We start from the raw sequence: 15,419 nt of genomic DNA on the forward strand, positions 1-15,419 counted from the left end.
ATTCATATACTTTTCAGGCCATTCTCAAGACACATTTGCTTGTCACAGCCTCACGGATCCTGTTCAGAACCTGCCATTCCTCCAGCTTCGGCCCGAAGATCCGTTTTGCTTCCGACACCGGCAGCTCAACGACTTGCTGCAATGAGTACGCCGGGATGTCCTTTCGCGTAATGGCATTCGATATCAGGCGTTCTATGGCCCGGATCTGCTGCTTCTCTTGATCCGAAAGGCATTGCTTCCGGTTCAGGGCGAAAAGATAGGCGTAGATGTCATTGATCTGTATGCGGATGGTGTCATCCGGCGAGCTTACGTAATTCATTGGTATTCCTGCTTTCTATAAAATGAAACTCATGCGTCGCAACCTCTTCTCAGCGCTGATGATAGGTCTATCTGCTTCTTACCCTGCTTGATGTCAACTCAGGTCAAGGGAATCAGTTTTCACAAGCGCATACCGGACTTCAATGCAATCCAAGTAACCTTCGCCACTCATATCCACCTGTGCATCGCAATGTACGCATTGTTCTGTACCAGTCTCCTCTGCTCCATCCATTTTCTTGATGATGCATCCGCATTCAGGACAGCACAGGACATCATACTGTGTCAGAATTCCGGCATCGGCGAGGCTCGACAGGATTGCAGCGCTTTCCAAGTAATCGTAATTCAAACGAGTGGCAACGCGCGATATGGAGATCGTTTGTCTGGCTGTGTCGGTTAGTCCATCAATGTATTGCAGGACTGCCTCTTCCCTCTTGGAGAATGTGTCATGATTCGTTTGCATGTAAGCAGCTCCTTTCTCATGATTTTATCCTATCACAGCCGATGATTGGGCCGGTGAAACAGTTGCACATATTGTGCTTTTTCATGTTGCATTTCCTGTATCTTGTGGTTTTCGGTTTTATTTGCGGTCATTTGCAGGCCACCATTGGACCAGCGAAACAGTACCTCATATTGTGTTTGTTTCTCCGGGTTTCCCATATTTGGTGTCCTGCGCGTAAAAATTTACTTGCGCTTATTTGCAGGTCCCCGGTGGGACAATCCACTCATCATTCAGATGCTTCCTGCGGCTTATAATAATCTGCGTATCCTGCCGCGCGGATACAATGAGCGCATGGCACGCATTCACGATCCAGATAATCGCAACCGGCGCAGTTTAGTGCCTCCCTGTCGATTGTGACCGGAGGATAAGCATACAATCCACGCTCTACCGCATTTTCCAATGAAGCGTAAGAGTTGGCGCCGATAATGCAATCTCCCCAAATTTTATGGTTTATGGAAACAATGAACCACTGTTTCATTTGCTTATACCAAACCGGTTGCCCGTCCATCCCCTGAGCCTGCTCCAGCGAAAGCGGCTGCATTCCTTCTATATTCATCATAGGTCATTCACTCCTTATTCTATTTCCGGTCCTCACCGGCGCAGTTTAGCGTCTCTCTTTTGGCTCTGATGGGCGGGTAAGCATAGGCCAGCCATCTTTTGCAGTATCCATAATCTTCAATATGTTGTGCGCAGAATGGATCAAGGATCGTCCAGTGCGGTGGAGGACTATCCTTTTGCAGTCCAACATGCCAATAAGGTTGCCCTCCCATTTTCTTCATCTGTTCCAGCGAGAGCGGCTGATCTTCGGTTGGCTCAGCGCTCAGGGCTTTCATTGCTTTGATCCCCAGTCCAACTGCCTCCAGAAAGGCATCTGCTTTCTCGGCATCAATGCAGATATTCCCACTATCCTGATCCTTGTACCAGTCATTCGTTAAGTGACCTATTCCCTCTTTATGTGACATAGCGTGCTCACTCCCAATCTCTATTTCTCGTGTCCGTACCACAAGGACAAAAAAGGCCCGGAGGGTAACATTACGTTACTCCCCGAGCCTCGTTTTGCTCATTATTCGTGGGTGAATTGGTGCGTTTTTCAGTTAGGAATTACAAAAAATGTTGTTCTCCCACGAAAAACGCACCAATTCACCCACATAAAATGGCGTAAGACCGAACCGTGTAAATGTCCGCACCACGCGGACACCGCAGCCCTCAGCCCGGGCCATTCCGGAGCAACGCAGCCCCATTCTGATAGAGTTTTCAGCGGATTTGATAGAGCCTTTGGCAATTCCGATAAAATCTCCACCACATTTGATACGAACTCCCCCATCTCGATAGAGTTCCATTCAATTCTGATAGCGTCCCCGCCGTTTCCATCCATTTCAATAGAGTTTCCATCACTTTTGATAGCATCTCCAGCATTTTAGCTGGCAGCCCAATGACGCACTCACTCCAACGTGCAGGGCTGCGGTATCGAAGTCCTGTTCATCGGCTCAACCGCCTTCTTTACACTTGGCATGGCACTGAAATGAACTCTCAAGGTACTCTCAACCGGCTCTTCCATGGACAGTGCTCAAAATGCAGATGAAATGTCATGGAACAACCGGAATATCACGAAAAAGCATAACATTATCGCAGGGTTTGAAAAACCACTCTCAACTTTCCACTTCCCTACTCTCAACTTTTCAGAGGCGACATCAAATGAGGAACATCAGTTGAGGCACTTCTTCTGGCATTGCAGACACATCCGTCCTGTTTCCGGCATGGCCTCTGTAACATCGGCAGGCATGATCCACTTGCCGCAGGCAGCGTACCAGTATCCGTTGCATCCATTTCGGCTGTTATCAGCGATCACATGGATGATTTTCTTCTTTGTCATGCCATACAGGTTCACTTAAAATCCCTCCATTCTCTTTTCTGGAACGTGCCTTTCCGGAATAAAGCATGGGTGTAGTCAATTTTACCGATATCCATGGGAGCAGCCTCCCACTGAATACCGTCGAAGGAGTACATCCATCCAGCCGGATTACGCCAAATTTCCCGCAGCACATTGATGTCGTCATCGGGGAAAACGATCTCTCCATACACCTTCTGGTATTTTCTCAGCAATTCTTCTGCCGTCATTGTTATAATGCGCCTCTTTCCTCTGCTGCCGCAGAATCAAGGTCAATACCGTAGATGTCCTTGATCCAGCCCTTAATTGTGAAATCCCAGCCACCGAGCAGGCCATTCCATTCCAAAATCTCCGAAAAGACGTGGGACGGACTCATGGACTGGAAGTGCTCATCGAGGTGCGTGTCGTCTGCATCCAGCCCTTTTCGCTGTCTCAGGTATCTGATTATGCCCTCCGGGTATCTCTCTTTAGCTTCCATACATTTTCTCCTTTTCTCAGTTAATCATCAGCCATGTCCAAAAACGAATCATCAAAGCCTGCAATGTTCGCGATAACATGATCTGTACCCGATTGAATGAACGTAACATCCTCTCTCATATCGTCGAGAAAGCTCTTTCTAAGGGCCGTGACTTCTTCAGAGGGATTATTTAGCTTTTGGCAAAAAGCTTGTGCCGCAGTTAAGGACAATAGCACTCTTCCGTTCTTATATTCTGACATTGTTCTCCACCTATCTATCCCTCCGGCGGGCCAGATCGCCGTATCAGAATCCAGTTTCCTGCAAAGTGAACTTATATGATGATGTAGCCTTGGTAGTCCTCATCCACCTCATCATCGTCTTTCGGATGCCAATGGTATTTGCAATCCGGATTCTCGCACTGACCATTCCACATCAGTTCTCCGCAAAGAGGACACCGCGTACAATCGTATACACACGACATGACTATTCTCCTTTCCCCCCAATTCCCAATCTGTTCAGCGCCAAAGCCCTTATCATCCATTTCCAATCCTGTCTGGTCATCTCTCATCATTAAATTCCGAACAAGTCTTTGCTTTTTTTATCCAAATCAGAAAGAGTGCGAATTTTCCGGTGTGTCAAAAGGGGATTTCCTGTTTCAGCAACCTCTTTCTTCCTTGATTCGTTAAAAAGAACTTTTTTCCTATTTTTTCGAATCCATTTTTGTGCCTCATCAGCAGTCATATTACCAAGTTGCCCTAAAGAAATTCCCAAAGATTTTTCAAGATTTCTTTTTGTAGTATCTGATAAAACAAACATAATCTCACCTATCAAAATACATTTCATATATTTTTAGGCCGTTCTCAGGACGCATTTGCTTGTCACAGCCTCACGAATCCTGTTCAGAACCTGCCATTCCTCCAGCTTCGGCCCGAAGATCTGTTTTGCTTCCGCCACCGGCAGCTCAACGACTTGCTGCAATGAGTACGCCGGGATGTCCTTTCGCGTAATGGCATTCGATATCAGGCGCTCCATGGCCCGGATCTGCTGCTGCTCCCTGTCCGAATGGTTTGGTTGCCGGTTCAGAGAAAAGAGATAAGCGTAGATGTCATTGATCTGTATGCGGATGGTCTCATTCGGCGAGCTTACGTAATTCATTGGTATTCCTGCTTTCTATAAAATGAAACTCATGCGTCGCAACCTCTCCTCAGCGCTGATGATAGGTTCTTTCTGCTTCTTACCCTGCTTGATGTCAACTCAGGTCAAGGGAATCAGTTTTCACAAGCGCATACCGGACTTCAATGCAATCCAAGCAACCTTCGCCACTCATATCCACCTGTGCATCGCAATGTACGCATTGTTCTGTACCAGTCTCTTCTGCTCCATCTACCCTCTTGATGATGCATCCGCATTCAGGACAGCACAGGACATCATACTGTGTCAGAATTCCGGCATCGGCGAGGCTCGACAGGATTGCAGCGCTTTCCAAGTAATCGTAATTCAAACGAGTGGCAACGCGCGATATGGAGATCGTCTGTTTGGCTGTGTCGGTTAGTCCATCAATGTATTGCAGGACTGCCTCTTCCCTCTTGGAGAATGTGTCATGATTCGTTTGCATGTAAGCAGCTCCCTTCTCGTGATTTTATCCTATCACAGCCAATGATTGGGCCGGTAAAATAGCGGCACATATTGTGCTTTTTCATGTTGCATTTCCTGTATTTTGTGGTTTTTGGCTTTATTTGCAGTCATTTGCAGGTCACCATGGGGCCAGTGAAACAATACCTTATATTGTGTTTGTTTCTCCAGCTTTCCCATATTTGGTGTCCTGCGCGTAAAAATTTACTTGCGCTTATTTGCAGGTCCCCGGTGGGACACTCCACTCATCATTCAGACTCTTCCTGCGGTTTGTAATAGTCTGCGTATCCTGCCGCCCGAATACAATGAGCGCATGGCACGCATTCACGATCCAGATAGTCGCAACCGGCGCAGTTTAGCGTCTCCCTGTCGATTGTGACCGGAGGATAAGCATACAATCCACGCTCTACCGCATTTTCCAATGAAGCGTAAGAGTTGGCGCCGACAATGCAATCTCCCCAATTTTTATGGTTTATGGAAACAATGAACCACTGTTTCATTTGCTTATACCAAACCGGTTGCCCGTCCATCCCCTGAGCCTGCTCCAGCGAAAGCGGCTGCATTCCTTCTATATTCATCATAGGTCATTCACTCCTTATTCTATTTCCGATCCTCTTAATTGTCCGTCCCACAAGGACAAAAAAAGGCCCGGAGGGTAACTTTACGTTACTCTCCGAGCCTCGTTTTGCTCATTTTATGTGGGTGAATTGGTGCGTTTTTCAGTTAGGAATTACAAAAAATAAATTACTTCGCCATGGAAGCAACTTCTGCCGCAAAATCGTCCTGCTTCTTCTCAATGCCCTCGCCCTTCTCAAAGCGTACGCACTTGACAAGCTTGATTTCGCCGCCCAGTTCCTTGGCAACTGCTGCAATGTGCTGCTCAACAGAAACCTTGTTCTCCTTAACAAAAGCCTGTTGCAGGAGGCAGTTTTCCTCGTAGTACTTGCCAATACGGCCTTCTACCATCTTGTGGATGATCTGCTCCGGCTTCGGCTTAGCAGCAGTCTTGTTCTCCTCGAGAGCCTGAATCAGCAGGATTTCCTTCTCCTTAGCCAGAGTTGCCTCGTCTACCTCGGACTTATCCATAAAGGACGGATTCATCGCTGCTGCCTGCATGCCAATATCCTTGCCCAGTTCCTTTACAGTTGCATTGCCCTTCAGGTTATCGGAAACCTGCAAGCCAACCAGAACACCAATGACACCGCCCATGTGCGTATATGCAACGTTAACAGTGGAGTCATCAAAACGAACAAAGCGACGGATCTGGATGTTCTCACCAATGGTGAGAACCTTCTCCTGCAGCACTTCCTGCACAGTCAAATCGCCCATCTTGCAGGTCTTGAGCGCTTCCACGTCAGCCGGATTTTCCTTCATAACAACGCCAGCCAGATCAGCTACGAACTGCTGGAAATCAGCATTCTTGGCAACAAAGTCGGTCTCCGAGTTAACTTCGATGATTGCACCTACGCCACAATCATCGCAGACAGTCGCGCAGACAACGCCTTCCGCCGCAATGCGATCAGCCTTCTTAGCAGCCTTGGCCAAGCCCTTTTCGCGCAGCAGTTCGATCGCCTTGTCAAAATCGCCGTCCGCCTCGGTCAGCGCCTTCTTGCAGTCCATCATGCCTACGTTGGTCATTTCACGGAGCTTCTTTACGTCAGCAGCAGTAAAAGCCATTTTATATTCCTCCAAATCAAGTTTTTTCATCAAAGCCACAGGGGCGCGACGGCCCGGCGCCGCTACACGGCCAAAACCGGACGGCGCGCCGGGGGCGTCGCGCCCTGCGGAAATATTACAATATCAGAATTACGCCTCAGCCTTGGCTTCAGCCTCGTCAGCCTTGGCCTCAACTTCGAGCTGCTCGCCCTGCTTGCCTTCCAGCACAGCGTTTGCCATGGTCTGGGAGATCAGCTTGATGGCGCGGATTGCGTCGTCGTTGCCCGGGATGACGTAGTCAATCTCGTCCGGATCGCAGTTGGTATCAACGATTGCAACGATCGGGATACCCAGCTTGCGAGCCTCTGCAATCGCGTTCTTCTCCTTACGGGAGTCAACCACGAACAGAGCGCCCGGGAGCTTCTTCATTTCCTTAACGCCGCCGAGGTACTTCTCGAGCTTGGCGATTTCGAGCTGGAGCTTGATAACTTCCTTCTTGGGAAGCAGATCAAAGGTGCCGTCCGCCTGCATCTTCTGCAGCTGGTTCAGACGGGCAATACGGGTGCGCATAGTCTTAAAGTTGGTCAGCATACCGCCCAGCCAACGTGCGTTGACATAGAACTGGCCGCAGCGCTCAGCCTCTTCCTTGATTGCGTCCTGCGCCTGCTTCTTGGTGCCGACAAACAGGATGGATTCACCAGCAGCTGCCATATCGCGCACGAAGAAGTAAGCTTCCTCGAGCTTCTTTACGGTCTTCTGCAGGTCAATGATATAGATACCATTGCGCTCGGTGAAGATGTAGGTTGCCATCTTCGGGTTCCAGCGGCGGGTCTGATGGCCGAAGTGCACACCGGCCTCCAGAAGCTGCTTCATAGAGATTACTGCCATTTTATTTTCCTCCTTGGTTGTTTCCTCCACCCCTGATCATCTGACAGCAGCAACCGATCAGAAATGATCCGTCACCGGCTGCTTTCATCACGAGGTGTGCGAATTCGTGCTTAAATAGTATACGCTTCAATACACACTTTGTCAATCAATTTTTCTGTTCTTTCAGAAATTTCACGTTTTTTCTATGTTTTTATCCGTCTCATGTCCTTTATCTTTTGCAAGCAAAACCATTGCCGCAACGATTAGTGCAATACCGCTCATATCCATACCACCAAGCGGCACACCCAGCCACACCACGCTCAGCACCGCCGATGCCACCGGTTCAATCGCCGCAAGAATACTTCCCTTGGCCGCACCAATCCGACGTACCCCCTCCAGATAACAGCAAAATGCGCAAATCGTGCCGAAAACAGTAATATACATTAATCCCGATACGGTCACAATATCCCACTGGCCTACTATATGCCACGGTTTGAATACCGCACACAATACGATTCCACCAATCAGCATGCCAATGCCAGTAATGGGCATTGTACCATATTGTACAATCATTTCACGAGGCTGCACACTGTATACCGCAAACGAGATAGCACCCATCATACACCAAAACAGGGCCTTATCAGACAGAACAAGCTGCGATGGGTCGCCATGTGTCGCCAGCAGGAACGCGCCTGCCATGGCGCATATTACCGCAAGTATCTCGCTTCGATGCGGTAAACGCCTGTCCCACAGCGCAAGCCACAACATGACAAGAACAAGGCCGGTATATTGGAGCGTGGTCGCGGTTGCAGCGTTGGAAAGCTCGATTGAGCGAAAAAAGGAGTATTGGCACATGGCCATACCAAACAAAGCAAACACGATTATTCCTGCAACGCCTTTTGCAGAACGGAAAATTGACAGCACATTCCCACGCCAACGCAGCAGCGAATAAACGGTAAGTATCAGACCGGCCAGTGTCAATCGGACTGATACCAGCCAGTCTGAACTTAAACCGCGGTTCTGAAACAAAAACTGTCCGCAAGCCCCTGAAAAAGCCCAACAGATCCCACCAAACATTGTTAGGGCATACCCTATTTTTTCCCGTCTGTCCATATCCTTTTCCTCTTTCCTTTCGCTTCGATTGTCCGATGACGGACTAATTGAAGTATACCATATTCTTTTCCATTCCGCTATCTTTTTTGCAATTATCGATGAAACTTCACCAAAATATAATCCTCCCCCAGTGTTTCAATACACTGCCATGGGATTTCCTGATCCTGCCGCGAAAACATTCCGAGCAATCCCCCCTGTCCGGGTACAACAATTGCCGTAATCTGTCCGCAAACAGGATCGAATACCAAATCGCATACTTCACCCAGCCGCGCCCCGTCGCACAGGTTGATTACCTCACGGCAATGCAGGTCGGAAAAACGTATCAGGCCCATGTTGTCACTCCCCCAGCGCTCTTGCGAGGAAGCTTTCTGTGCTTTCGCCCGCTCCACGGTTATACCTCCCCATTTCATACAGGCAGGCAGGGTCTCTTGTCACCAGGTTGATCCGCTCTTCGCAGCCCAGTGTGCACAAGAATCCCATACCCTCTAAAATATGTTCACTCTCTTCTGAACAGGCGCCAAACGGATAAGTATAGCAGGTCGGCGTTGGCAGGCCGGCTTCGCTCAGCAGCTTTTGTGTCTGCTCCGTATCTTCACGCAGCAGCGCTTCATAACTGCTCTCATCCTCCCCTCGCCGCCGCAGACAGCCACGGCGTTCGCCGTATTCATGCAGATTCCATGAATGGTTCTGCACTTCAAACACATCCTGCATTTCTGTCAGTCGTTCCAGCCGCAGATGCGACCAATACGCATTTTCCACTCCATTTTCTGTATACTGCGCCGTTTGGCTGCCAATCACTGAGATAACCGCACGCATACCGCGCTGCTGCAGCAATGGGTATGCGTATACATAATTATTATAGTAGCCGTCGTCAAAGGTAATCATGACCGGTTTTTCCGGCAACGCAACGTCATCATAAACATAGGCCAGCAGATCAGCCACCGTTACAGTTTGATATCCGCGCGCCTGCAACGCATCCAAATCTGCGGATAAAATATCCGGCGAAACGACATACTGTCCTTGTCGTGCGCTGTCTTTGAGAATGCTGTGATACATCAGCACCGGCAAGTGCACACCTTGCTGCTCCGCGAGCGCCATCTCTGCTTTGCCGCGACCTAACAAGGCCAAGGCACAGCAAAGCGCAAGCACCGTACACACCGCCTGTAACGCCGTATGCCGGAATCCTAACTTCAAAAAAATCCCCTCCCCGAACTGCTTTTCAGATCAGCTTATGTCCGGGCAGGGGCAAATATTCGATTCGTGCAGCAGAAGTGATGGTCAGCGCTTATACTTTTCTACGCCTTCGGTATACAGATTGCCGCCAACACAGTCTTGCGAAACGATGGCGGTGAAATTTTCAACCGTCAGTCGCTTGACCGATTCACAGCCGAGATCATCATACGCAATGACTTCAACCTTTTTGATAGAAGCCGCCTTTGCTGCGCCTGCGCCGCCGATTGCAACCATATATACCGCCCCATTGCGCTGCATTGCGTCCTGTACGGTCTGACTGCGTACGCCCTTTCCGATCATGCATGTGAGACCTGCATCAAGCAGACGCGGCGCAAACGGGTCCATGCGGCCGGAGGTCGTCGGTCCGACCGAACCAATCACCTGTCCAGGCTTTGCCGGCGTAGGCCCCGCGTAATAAATCGCAGCACCGTCCAAATCAAAGGGAAGTGCTTCACCTGCGTCCATCGCGGCCACGATTCGTTTGTGTGCTGCATCGCGCGCCGTATATACCACACCGGTCAGTGTAACGGTATCACCTGCGCGTAGCTTAGGCGCCCATTCCTTTAATTGTTCGGTTTTCAAATCATAATGTGCCATGATTATTCCTCCGTTTTCGGACGCAGATTGTTCAGCACATCCCGCAATCCGCTTTTGTTTTTCTCGGTCTCACCCTTGCTCAGCGCAGCGCTGATCCGATCTATCTCACCCAAGACCTCACCCGCTTTACGCGCCATCTCAGCTGACTCCTGCTGACTGCGCGCAAGCACTGTGCGGTAGTTTTCTTTGGTCGTGTCCAACTGCCGCTTCACCTGATCAATCATGTCAAGCGACTGGCGACGCAGCTTCTGCAGCTCTGCTTTGGCGTCCTCCTCGATTTGTTTGGCGCGGCGGTAGGCCGAAAGCTCCATCTCCGCAATTTTATCCTTGGATGCATCATACTCCCCGCACTTGGCCGAAAGCTCTGCGTTTTCCGCTGAAAGGCGATCATTTTCCGCAGCAAGCTCCTCTGCGCGAGCGTTCTGCGCCTCGATTTCCCCCGTTTGCATAGAAAATCCGCGCTCAATCTGGTCGAGCTGCGCGCGGATTTTATCAGTATCCAGCGTCATTTCGCCCAGTCGCTCCAGCAATTCGGCGTTTTTAGCGGTCAAAGTTTTGTTCTGCTCACTCAGTTCCGTCATGGCTGCCTGTGCCTCGGTTAGCTGACGGCGCAGTTCCTTGGTTTCGGAAAAATATTTACTATCCGTTTCCTCTATGTAATGCAGTACATCCTCCCGCCGAAAGCCGCCGAATATTGCCCCGCGGAAGCCCTTATTCTGCTCATCCATGCCTGTATTTCCTCCACATCTCTGTTCTCTATGATCAGTATTAGTATAGCAAAAAGCATTTCCAATAGCAACATAAACTGCATCAGCAGCCAAAAGGCGTTCATACCTTTCGACCTTTTTACTATTTTTTCTTGCAAAAAAAGCACGGTAGTGTTATGATAAATTCATCTTGCTAAATTGAGGAAGAATGCTATGTTAGAACTGAAAGATTTTGAGGCGGCAGCGGATCGTTTAAAGAATGTGATCCACAACATTCCGCTTTCCACTTCCTGCACGTTTTCCGGCATGACCGGTGCAGAAGTCTACCTGAAATATGAAAATCAGCAGAAAACCGGTTCCTTTAAAGTGCGCGGTGCATACAACAAGATTATGAAGCGTTATGCCGAGGGTGATCTGCATGCGGTGGTCGCCTCCTCCGCAGGTAATCATGCGCAGGGCGTTGCATTTGCGGCCAGCTCGGTGGGCGTCAAGTCGACGATTGTCATGCCGCGCTCCACGCCGATTGCCAAAGTATCTGCTACACAGGGCTATGGTGCTGAGGTCGTGCTGGCAGGAAACATCTACGATGAGGCCTATGCTAAAGCCTGTGAAATCTGTGAGGAAACCGGCGCAGAATTCATTCATCCTTTTGATGATGAGGATGTTATGGCCGGTCAAGGCACGATTGCGCTCGAAATCCTGCGCGATCTGCCGTTTGTCGACATGATTTTTGTTCCAGCCGGCGGCGGCGGACTGATTTCGGGCGTGGCTGCTTGCGCTAAACAGATCAATCCTCGTATTCAAGTGATTGGCGTGCAGGCTGAGGGAGCTCCGGCAATTGCCAACTCCTTCCGCGCCGGCACATTGACTCCCTCGGATAATGTGCGTACGATTGCCGATGGCATTGCGGTTAAGACGCCGGGCGAAAACACATTCCAATATATTCAGAAATATGTAGACCGCGTTGTTACCGTTTCGGATGATGAGATTGCTTCTGCCGTGTTGCTGCTGCTCGAACGCTGCAAGCAGGTTGTGGAGACTTCAGGCGCAGCCTCTCTTGCGGCTGTTCTGAATAACAAGGTTGATGTTAAGGGGAAAAAGGTTGTCTGCGTGTTGTCCGGCGGCAACATCGATGTGTCCTTTATCCATAAGATTGTAGAAAAGGGCCTTGTCACTCGTTGTCGTCACCTCAAGTTCTCGACCATCATGCCGGATGCTCCCGGTGCGCTTGAACGTTTTGCGCATTTGGTCGCGGAACAGAACGCCAATATCATTCGTTTTCAGCATGATCGTGTGCAGGCAGATCTGGATATCGGCGAGGCAATTATTCAAGTGGTATGTGAGGTTGGCGGTGTTGAGCATGCAAAGCGTCTGCTTGACGAAATGAGCCGTCAGGGGTATCAAGTATTCACCTCGCAAATTTGAACCATAATACAACCATTTGGTCAAAGAAATGACAAACTATGCGATAGATTTTCATCTTGCTGGTACGAAAGCAAGGAGCACCAGCATAATGAATGAACTGCTCCCCGTCAAGAGGACAGTGAGAAAATATAGAGTTTTCCGGCTGGCAGCCAATGTGCTGCCAGCCGCTTTTTATGCTGCCCGAGAGGAGTGTGACGGATTTGCTCCACCAGATTGGCATATCGTTTGGGACAGGTGCAAAGAGAATGAGCGGGCATTATTCTACGGGAACCTCTGTACCGCATATGATAACCGCTTCTATGTCGTTTATTGGAATTGGTTCTGGAAACATTGCTTCAAATCGGATATCTGCTGAAGTATCATTCTGTGCAAAACTGTATCCCTTACCTGAATTCTGCATATCAATAATGGTGCCGTTCTTTTTTCGAATAGATACCTTGAAATACTGGAGCGCATTCTCCTCCTCCCATACAGGATTAAAATAGATGCCTTGAATATGGAGTCCAATCGTGGACAGAAGAATCTTATTTACCTGATAGCTTTTTCCCGCTTTGTCTGTCACTTTTAGTTTCTTCACCGGAACGGATATAGTCGAATCTTTATATCTCAGGGTATAGTTCAATTTCCATGGCCCTTCTGCAATAACAGTGGAATCCTCCGACCCTTCATGACGAATGGAGAGATTGGAAAATGATGCAGTTACATAACGTCCAAATAATGGTGTCGAACAACTCCACGATTCGATAAAAGATATCTGGTCAGGATGCTCCTCATCAACAACCCAAGTTAACGATCCGCTACCGCTACCTGCAATCATGTTTGTTTCCCAATCATTAAAATAAAGTTCATCTGTGATGGGCTGTCCATCCTCTCTTTTCAGCGTATACACCACTGCCACGTTATACCGATCCCCAATCACAGCATCGGCTGTCAGTGTATAACCGTCGACAGAATCCGTTACCCCTATTGGTATGCCAATCTCATCGACAATTTCGGTTTGCGCAAAGCCAAAAAGCGGAGCCAGAAGATTGCTTACGCTCCCCCCTGCCGCTTCTGCTGTAAGTAGTGTTCCCACGATAATAACGATGCAGGCGGCCATTGTCGCAAACCGTGTCCAGCGGGGAGGCCTTTTTGAATCTGCCTTAGCATAAACAACTTCACTACGTTCCAGAATATCATCATCTACTTCATGGAAACTGCTATATAAGTCTTTGCTATTCATTGATAAGCCCCTCCTCTATAAGATAAATTTTTAATTTTTTTCGTATTCGACTCAGTATTACCATAATATTGTTTTCAGTCAATCCATATCGCGTTGAAATTTCTTTTACTGAATCTGTAAAGAAATAGCGACGTACAAACACATTACTATCTCGCTCTGACAGCGTTCGGACAAACAATCGGATATACTGTCCAAGCTCCTTGGTCTCGCATTCATTTTCTACATTCGATTCACTGGACAGGCATTCAGCCAACTCATCTAAGACGAGAACAAGCTCGCCGCTGCCACGCTTCTTCGCAGAGCGTGCATTGAATCGGTTGAACGCAAGATTGCGGGTTATTTTTGCAAGAAAGATCCGAAGTCTTTTCGGCTTCTGCGGGGGAATTGCGTTCCATGCATTGAGCCAAGTATCATTGACGCACTCCTCAGAATCCTCCTGATTGCACAGGATATTGTTGGCTATTTTAAAACAGTAAGCCCCATACTTGCTGTTGCTCTCTTTTATTGCATCTTCGTTTTTCTGCCAGTATAATTCTAAAATCTGGTTATCCTCCACAGCGCTGTCCCCTTTCACTGCTCTAAATACCCCTTTATTTGATAAGACAGAAAATGACGGCAAACCTTACACATTTTCAAATGATTATTTCATGTTCTTGTATTTAATGCTTAGATTTCACGGATAATAACGGTCAAAATATTGGATGCCATCCGACATTTTGACCGTACCTCTCACATAGCCGCCACTTTTCCGCTATATAAAAAGGAACGACAGTATTTTAGACTGTCGCTCTTATACTTGATTATGATTGCCTGATGCGTTTAACGAGCTGTACAACATCACTATGCCTTTAAACTGAAAAAATGGTTCACTTGTGCTGATCTTTGTTGATATTTCATGGGATTTCCCTCATTATGTCTATAAGACACAGTGTGGGAGCTGTTCATCCAGATATGTTTCCAAAAGATCGAGTTCGCTGCCGGTATTTAAATTTTTCTGGCGACTTCCATAGATTTCCCATGTGTAATCACCTGCCAGAGAAATCGCTTTTACATGCAAATAATTCTGAATGGGAAAAAGCGGAGTGACAGCGAGTCCTAATTTTTCTGTACAAAGTCTGTAAAGTGTACCTCCGTCCATGGTTTTTGCGATCACTTTCGGTGCAAAACCATGTATACGGCATGCGGCAGTGAAGTCATGATAGATCTGGAAAGATTCATTCATGAGGATCAGGTTTTCATTGCGTAACATATCCAGAGAAATAATTTTCTCGTTATATAAAGGATGGCCCTCATAGACGAGCAGAACAACAGGACACACACAGCGAAGCTTTTGTGTCAGGTTGCCGGTATGGGCATTTCCAACGACGAATCCGTAATCTATTTCAGAAGAAAGAATCTTCTGAATCAGAATCTGGTTAGAATATTCGCACCAGTGAATCTGGATTTCCCGGTGATTCTCAATGAACCGATAAAGAATATTTAATGGAAACAGTTGGAGTGTGCCAGTGGCGAAACCGATTCTCAGCGACCGGTCTTCTTCTATCCTCTCCATGCGGGATTGCAGAAGCTGCAAATCCTTACAGATTTTTACACACTGTTCATAAAAAAGATTTCCGCTTTTAGTAGCAAATACGCCGTTTTTTGTCCTGTTAAAAAAGGTTGTGCCGAATTCTGCTTCCAGATTCTGAATAATTTTCCCCAGCCCCTGGGGTGAGATAAACAGTTTCTTTGCCGCAGCATGGATGCTTTTTTCTTCATAAACGCTTCGGAAATATTCCAGATGCTTTGTATCCATTCCCCATTCT

At 48.1% G+C, this 15,419-nt stretch carries 26 protein-coding genes; 1 reads left to right on the plus strand and 25 read right to left on the minus strand.

Going from position 1 to position 15,419, the window contains the following annotated elements; translation table 11 throughout:
* Positions 1–13: 13 nt before the first annotated feature.
* From ACESSO_RS14715 to ACESSO_RS14820, 22 genes are all read right to left on the minus strand, one after another.
* Positions 14–319, minus strand: coding sequence for a hypothetical protein (locus ACESSO_RS14715; protein ID WP_373166287.1), 306 nt, complete (start codon positions 317–319; stop codon positions 14–16).
* A 93-nt stretch (positions 320–412) separates the two neighbouring features.
* The gene (locus tag ACESSO_RS14720; RefSeq protein WP_373166289.1) at positions 413–778 is read right to left on the minus strand and encodes a hypothetical protein; all 366 of its coding nucleotides are present in this window, start codon (positions 776–778) and stop codon (positions 413–415) included.
* A 265-nt stretch (positions 779–1,043) separates the two neighbouring features.
* Positions 1,044–1,376: a hypothetical protein gene (locus tag ACESSO_RS14725; protein WP_373166290.1), complete on the minus strand. Its 333-nt coding sequence runs from the start codon at positions 1,374–1,376 to the stop codon at positions 1,044–1,046.
* Between the two features lie 19 nt (positions 1,377–1,395).
* Positions 1,396–1,779 carry a hypothetical protein gene (locus tag ACESSO_RS14730; protein WP_373166291.1) on the minus strand — a complete coding sequence of 128 codons (384 nt, stop codon included), beginning with the start codon at positions 1,777–1,779 and terminating at the stop codon, positions 1,396–1,398.
* A 132-nt stretch (positions 1,780–1,911) separates the two neighbouring features.
* Positions 1,912–2,157, minus strand: a complete 246-nt coding sequence (locus ACESSO_RS14735) for a hypothetical protein (RefSeq protein WP_373166292.1) — start codon at positions 2,155–2,157, stop codon at positions 1,912–1,914.
* A gap of 365 nt (positions 2,158–2,522) precedes the next feature.
* A complete protein-coding gene (locus ACESSO_RS14740; RefSeq protein ID WP_373166293.1) occupies positions 2,523–2,705 on the minus strand; it encodes a hypothetical protein in 183 nt (60 codons plus the stop codon).
* A complete protein-coding gene (locus ACESSO_RS14745) occupies positions 2,702–2,935 on the minus strand; it encodes a hypothetical protein (protein WP_373166294.1) in 234 nt (77 codons plus the stop codon). The genes ACESSO_RS14740 and ACESSO_RS14745 overlap by 4 nt, the downstream gene beginning before the upstream one ends.
* 2 nt (positions 2,936–2,937) lie before the next feature.
* Complete coding sequence (locus ACESSO_RS14750; RefSeq protein ID WP_373166295.1) at positions 2,938–3,183, minus strand: hypothetical protein; 246 nt, start codon at positions 3,181–3,183, stop codon at positions 2,938–2,940.
* A gap of 20 nt (positions 3,184–3,203) precedes the next feature.
* Complete coding sequence (locus ACESSO_RS14755; protein ID WP_373166296.1) at positions 3,204–3,422, minus strand: hypothetical protein; 219 nt, start codon at positions 3,420–3,422, stop codon at positions 3,204–3,206.
* Positions 3,423–3,493: 71 nt separating this feature from the next.
* Positions 3,494–3,733 carry a hypothetical protein gene (locus ACESSO_RS14760; RefSeq protein ID WP_373166297.1) on the minus strand — a complete coding sequence of 80 codons (240 nt, stop codon included), beginning with the start codon at positions 3,731–3,733 and terminating at the stop codon, positions 3,494–3,496.
* A complete protein-coding gene (locus tag ACESSO_RS14765) occupies positions 3,733–4,005 on the minus strand; it encodes a hypothetical protein (protein WP_373166298.1) in 273 nt (90 codons plus the stop codon). The genes ACESSO_RS14760 and ACESSO_RS14765 overlap by 1 nt, the downstream gene beginning before the upstream one ends.
* A gap of 6 nt (positions 4,006–4,011) precedes the next feature.
* Positions 4,012–4,317 carry a hypothetical protein gene (locus ACESSO_RS14770; RefSeq protein WP_373166299.1) on the minus strand — a complete coding sequence of 102 codons (306 nt, stop codon included), beginning with the start codon at positions 4,315–4,317 and terminating at the stop codon, positions 4,012–4,014.
* 94 nt (positions 4,318–4,411) lie between these two features.
* Positions 4,412–4,777: a hypothetical protein gene (locus tag ACESSO_RS14775; RefSeq protein WP_373166300.1), complete on the minus strand. Its 366-nt coding sequence runs from the start codon at positions 4,775–4,777 to the stop codon at positions 4,412–4,414.
* A 32-nt stretch (positions 4,778–4,809) separates the two neighbouring features.
* Positions 4,810–4,974 carry a hypothetical protein gene (locus ACESSO_RS14780; RefSeq protein ID WP_373166301.1) on the minus strand — a complete coding sequence of 55 codons (165 nt, stop codon included), beginning with the start codon at positions 4,972–4,974 and terminating at the stop codon, positions 4,810–4,812.
* 68 nt (positions 4,975–5,042) lie between these two features.
* Positions 5,043–5,375 carry a hypothetical protein gene (locus ACESSO_RS14785; RefSeq protein WP_373166302.1) on the minus strand — a complete coding sequence of 111 codons (333 nt, stop codon included), beginning with the start codon at positions 5,373–5,375 and terminating at the stop codon, positions 5,043–5,045.
* Positions 5,376–5,538: 163 nt separating this feature from the next.
* Positions 5,539–6,471: a translation elongation factor Ts gene (gene tsf, locus ACESSO_RS14790; protein WP_373166304.1), complete on the minus strand. Its 933-nt coding sequence runs from the start codon at positions 6,469–6,471 to the stop codon at positions 5,539–5,541.
* A 129-nt stretch (positions 6,472–6,600) separates the two neighbouring features.
* Entirely contained in the window at positions 6,601–7,338 is a 738-nt protein-coding gene (gene rpsB, locus ACESSO_RS14795) for a 30S ribosomal protein S2 (protein WP_373166305.1), read from the minus strand.
* Between the two features lie 171 nt (positions 7,339–7,509).
* Positions 7,510–8,430 (minus strand): DMT family transporter, encoded by a 921-nt coding sequence (locus ACESSO_RS14800; RefSeq protein WP_373166307.1) that lies wholly within the window; start codon positions 8,428–8,430, stop codon positions 7,510–7,512.
* A gap of 92 nt (positions 8,431–8,522) precedes the next feature.
* Positions 8,523–8,762, minus strand: coding sequence for a YlmC/YmxH family sporulation protein (locus ACESSO_RS14805; protein ID WP_373166308.1), 240 nt, complete (start codon positions 8,760–8,762; stop codon positions 8,523–8,525).
* Between the two features lie 4 nt (positions 8,763–8,766).
* On the minus strand, positions 8,767–9,624 hold the full coding sequence (locus tag ACESSO_RS14810; RefSeq protein ID WP_373166309.1) for a polysaccharide deacetylase family protein: 858 nt from the start codon (positions 9,622–9,624) through the stop codon (positions 8,767–8,769).
* Positions 9,625–9,708: 84 nt separating this feature from the next.
* Complete coding sequence (locus tag ACESSO_RS14815) at positions 9,709–10,260, minus strand: Fe-S-containing hydro-lyase (protein ID WP_373166311.1); 552 nt, start codon at positions 10,258–10,260, stop codon at positions 9,709–9,711.
* Between the two features lie 2 nt (positions 10,261–10,262).
* Complete coding sequence (locus tag ACESSO_RS14820) at positions 10,263–10,988, minus strand: hypothetical protein (protein WP_373166312.1); 726 nt, start codon at positions 10,986–10,988, stop codon at positions 10,263–10,265.
* Positions 10,989–11,180: 192 nt separating this feature from the next.
* Between ACESSO_RS14820 and ilvA the strand changes: the two genes are divergently transcribed.
* Positions 11,181–12,392 (plus strand): threonine ammonia-lyase, encoded by a 1,212-nt coding sequence (gene ilvA / locus ACESSO_RS14825; protein WP_373166314.1) that lies wholly within the window; start codon positions 11,181–11,183, stop codon positions 12,390–12,392.
* A 256-nt stretch (positions 12,393–12,648) separates the two neighbouring features.
* On the opposite strand, the gene ACESSO_RS14830 is transcribed toward ilvA, so the two are convergent.
* The 3 genes from ACESSO_RS14830 to ACESSO_RS14840 all read right to left on the minus strand — a co-directional run bounded on the left by ACESSO_RS14830 (position 12,649) and on the right by ACESSO_RS14840 (position 15,409).
* Positions 12,649–13,614 carry a DUF4179 domain-containing protein gene (locus ACESSO_RS14830; RefSeq protein ID WP_373166315.1) on the minus strand — a complete coding sequence of 322 codons (966 nt, stop codon included), beginning with the start codon at positions 13,612–13,614 and terminating at the stop codon, positions 12,649–12,651.
* Entirely contained in the window at positions 13,607–14,170 is a 564-nt protein-coding gene (locus tag ACESSO_RS14835) for an RNA polymerase sigma factor (protein ID WP_373166316.1), read from the minus strand. Before ACESSO_RS14835 ends, ACESSO_RS14830 begins: the two co-directional genes overlap by 8 nt.
* A 360-nt stretch (positions 14,171–14,530) precedes the next feature.
* A complete protein-coding gene (locus ACESSO_RS14840; RefSeq protein WP_373166318.1) occupies positions 14,531–15,409 on the minus strand; it encodes a LysR family transcriptional regulator in 879 nt (292 codons plus the stop codon).
* Positions 15,410–15,419: the final 10 nt, after the last annotated feature.

Source organism: Agathobaculum sp. Marseille-P7918 (assembly GCF_964248325.1).
In the GTDB taxonomy this organism is placed as follows: domain Bacteria; phylum Bacillota; class Clostridia; order Oscillospirales; family Butyricicoccaceae; genus Agathobaculum.

Excerpts from the sequence above, each read along its gene's own strand:
- ACESSO_RS14715 (WP_373166287.1), bottom strand. The coding sequence starts at position 319 with ATGAATTACGTAAGCTCGCCGGATGACACCATCCGCATACAGATCAAT.
- ACESSO_RS14720 (WP_373166289.1), bottom strand. The coding sequence starts at position 778 with ATGCAAACGAATCATGACACATTCTCCAAGAGGGAAGAGGCAGTCCTG.
- ACESSO_RS14725 (WP_373166290.1), bottom strand. The coding sequence starts at position 1,376 with ATGATGAATATAGAAGGAATGCAGCCGCTTTCGCTGGAGCAGGCTCAG.
- ACESSO_RS14730 (WP_373166291.1), bottom strand. The coding sequence starts at position 1,779 with ATGTCACATAAAGAGGGAATAGGTCACTTAACGAATGACTGGTACAAG.
- ACESSO_RS14735 (WP_373166292.1), bottom strand. The coding sequence starts at position 2,157 with ATGGAACTCTATCGAGATGGGGGAGTTCGTATCAAATGTGGTGGAGAT.
- ACESSO_RS14745 (WP_373166294.1), bottom strand. The coding sequence starts at position 2,935 with ATGACGGCAGAAGAATTGCTGAGAAAATACCAGAAGGTGTATGGAGAG.
- ACESSO_RS14750 (WP_373166295.1), bottom strand. The coding sequence starts at position 3,183 with ATGGAAGCTAAAGAGAGATACCCGGAGGGCATAATCAGATACCTGAGA.
- ACESSO_RS14755 (WP_373166296.1), bottom strand. The coding sequence starts at position 3,422 with ATGTCAGAATATAAGAACGGAAGAGTGCTATTGTCCTTAACTGCGGCA.
- ACESSO_RS14760 (WP_373166297.1), bottom strand. The coding sequence starts at position 3,733 with ATGATGAGAGATGACCAGACAGGATTGGAAATGGATGATAAGGGCTTT.
- ACESSO_RS14765 (WP_373166298.1), bottom strand. The coding sequence starts at position 4,005 with ATGAAATGTATTTTGATAGGTGAGATTATGTTTGTTTTATCAGATACT.
- ACESSO_RS14770 (WP_373166299.1), bottom strand. The coding sequence starts at position 4,317 with ATGAATTACGTAAGCTCGCCGAATGAGACCATCCGCATACAGATCAAT.
- ACESSO_RS14775 (WP_373166300.1), bottom strand. The coding sequence starts at position 4,777 with ATGCAAACGAATCATGACACATTCTCCAAGAGGGAAGAGGCAGTCCTG.
- ACESSO_RS14780 (WP_373166301.1), bottom strand. The coding sequence starts at position 4,974 with ATGGGAAAGCTGGAGAAACAAACACAATATAAGGTATTGTTTCACTGG.
- ACESSO_RS14785 (WP_373166302.1), bottom strand. The coding sequence starts at position 5,375 with ATGATGAATATAGAAGGAATGCAGCCGCTTTCGCTGGAGCAGGCTCAG.
- tsf (WP_373166304.1), bottom strand. The coding sequence starts at position 6,471 with ATGGCTTTTACTGCTGCTGACGTAAAGAAGCTCCGTGAAATGACCAAC.
- rpsB (WP_373166305.1), bottom strand. The coding sequence starts at position 7,338 with ATGGCAGTAATCTCTATGAAGCAGCTTCTGGAGGCCGGTGTGCACTTC.
- ACESSO_RS14800 (WP_373166307.1), bottom strand. The coding sequence starts at position 8,430 with ATGGACAGACGGGAAAAAATAGGGTATGCCCTAACAATGTTTGGTGGG.
- ACESSO_RS14805 (WP_373166308.1), bottom strand. The coding sequence starts at position 8,762 with ATGGGCCTGATACGTTTTTCCGACCTGCATTGCCGTGAGGTAATCAAC.
- ACESSO_RS14815 (WP_373166311.1), bottom strand. The coding sequence starts at position 10,260 with ATGGCACATTATGATTTGAAAACCGAACAATTAAAGGAATGGGCGCCT.
- ACESSO_RS14820 (WP_373166312.1), bottom strand. The coding sequence starts at position 10,988 with ATGGATGAGCAGAATAAGGGCTTCCGCGGGGCAATATTCGGCGGCTTT.
- ilvA (WP_373166314.1), top strand. The coding sequence starts at position 11,181 with ATGTTAGAACTGAAAGATTTTGAGGCGGCAGCGGATCGTTTAAAGAAT.
- ACESSO_RS14830 (WP_373166315.1), bottom strand. The coding sequence starts at position 13,614 with ATGAATAGCAAAGACTTATATAGCAGTTTCCATGAAGTAGATGATGAT.
- ACESSO_RS14840 (WP_373166318.1), bottom strand. The coding sequence starts at position 15,409 with ATGGATACAAAGCATCTGGAATATTTCCGAAGCGTTTATGAAGAAAAA.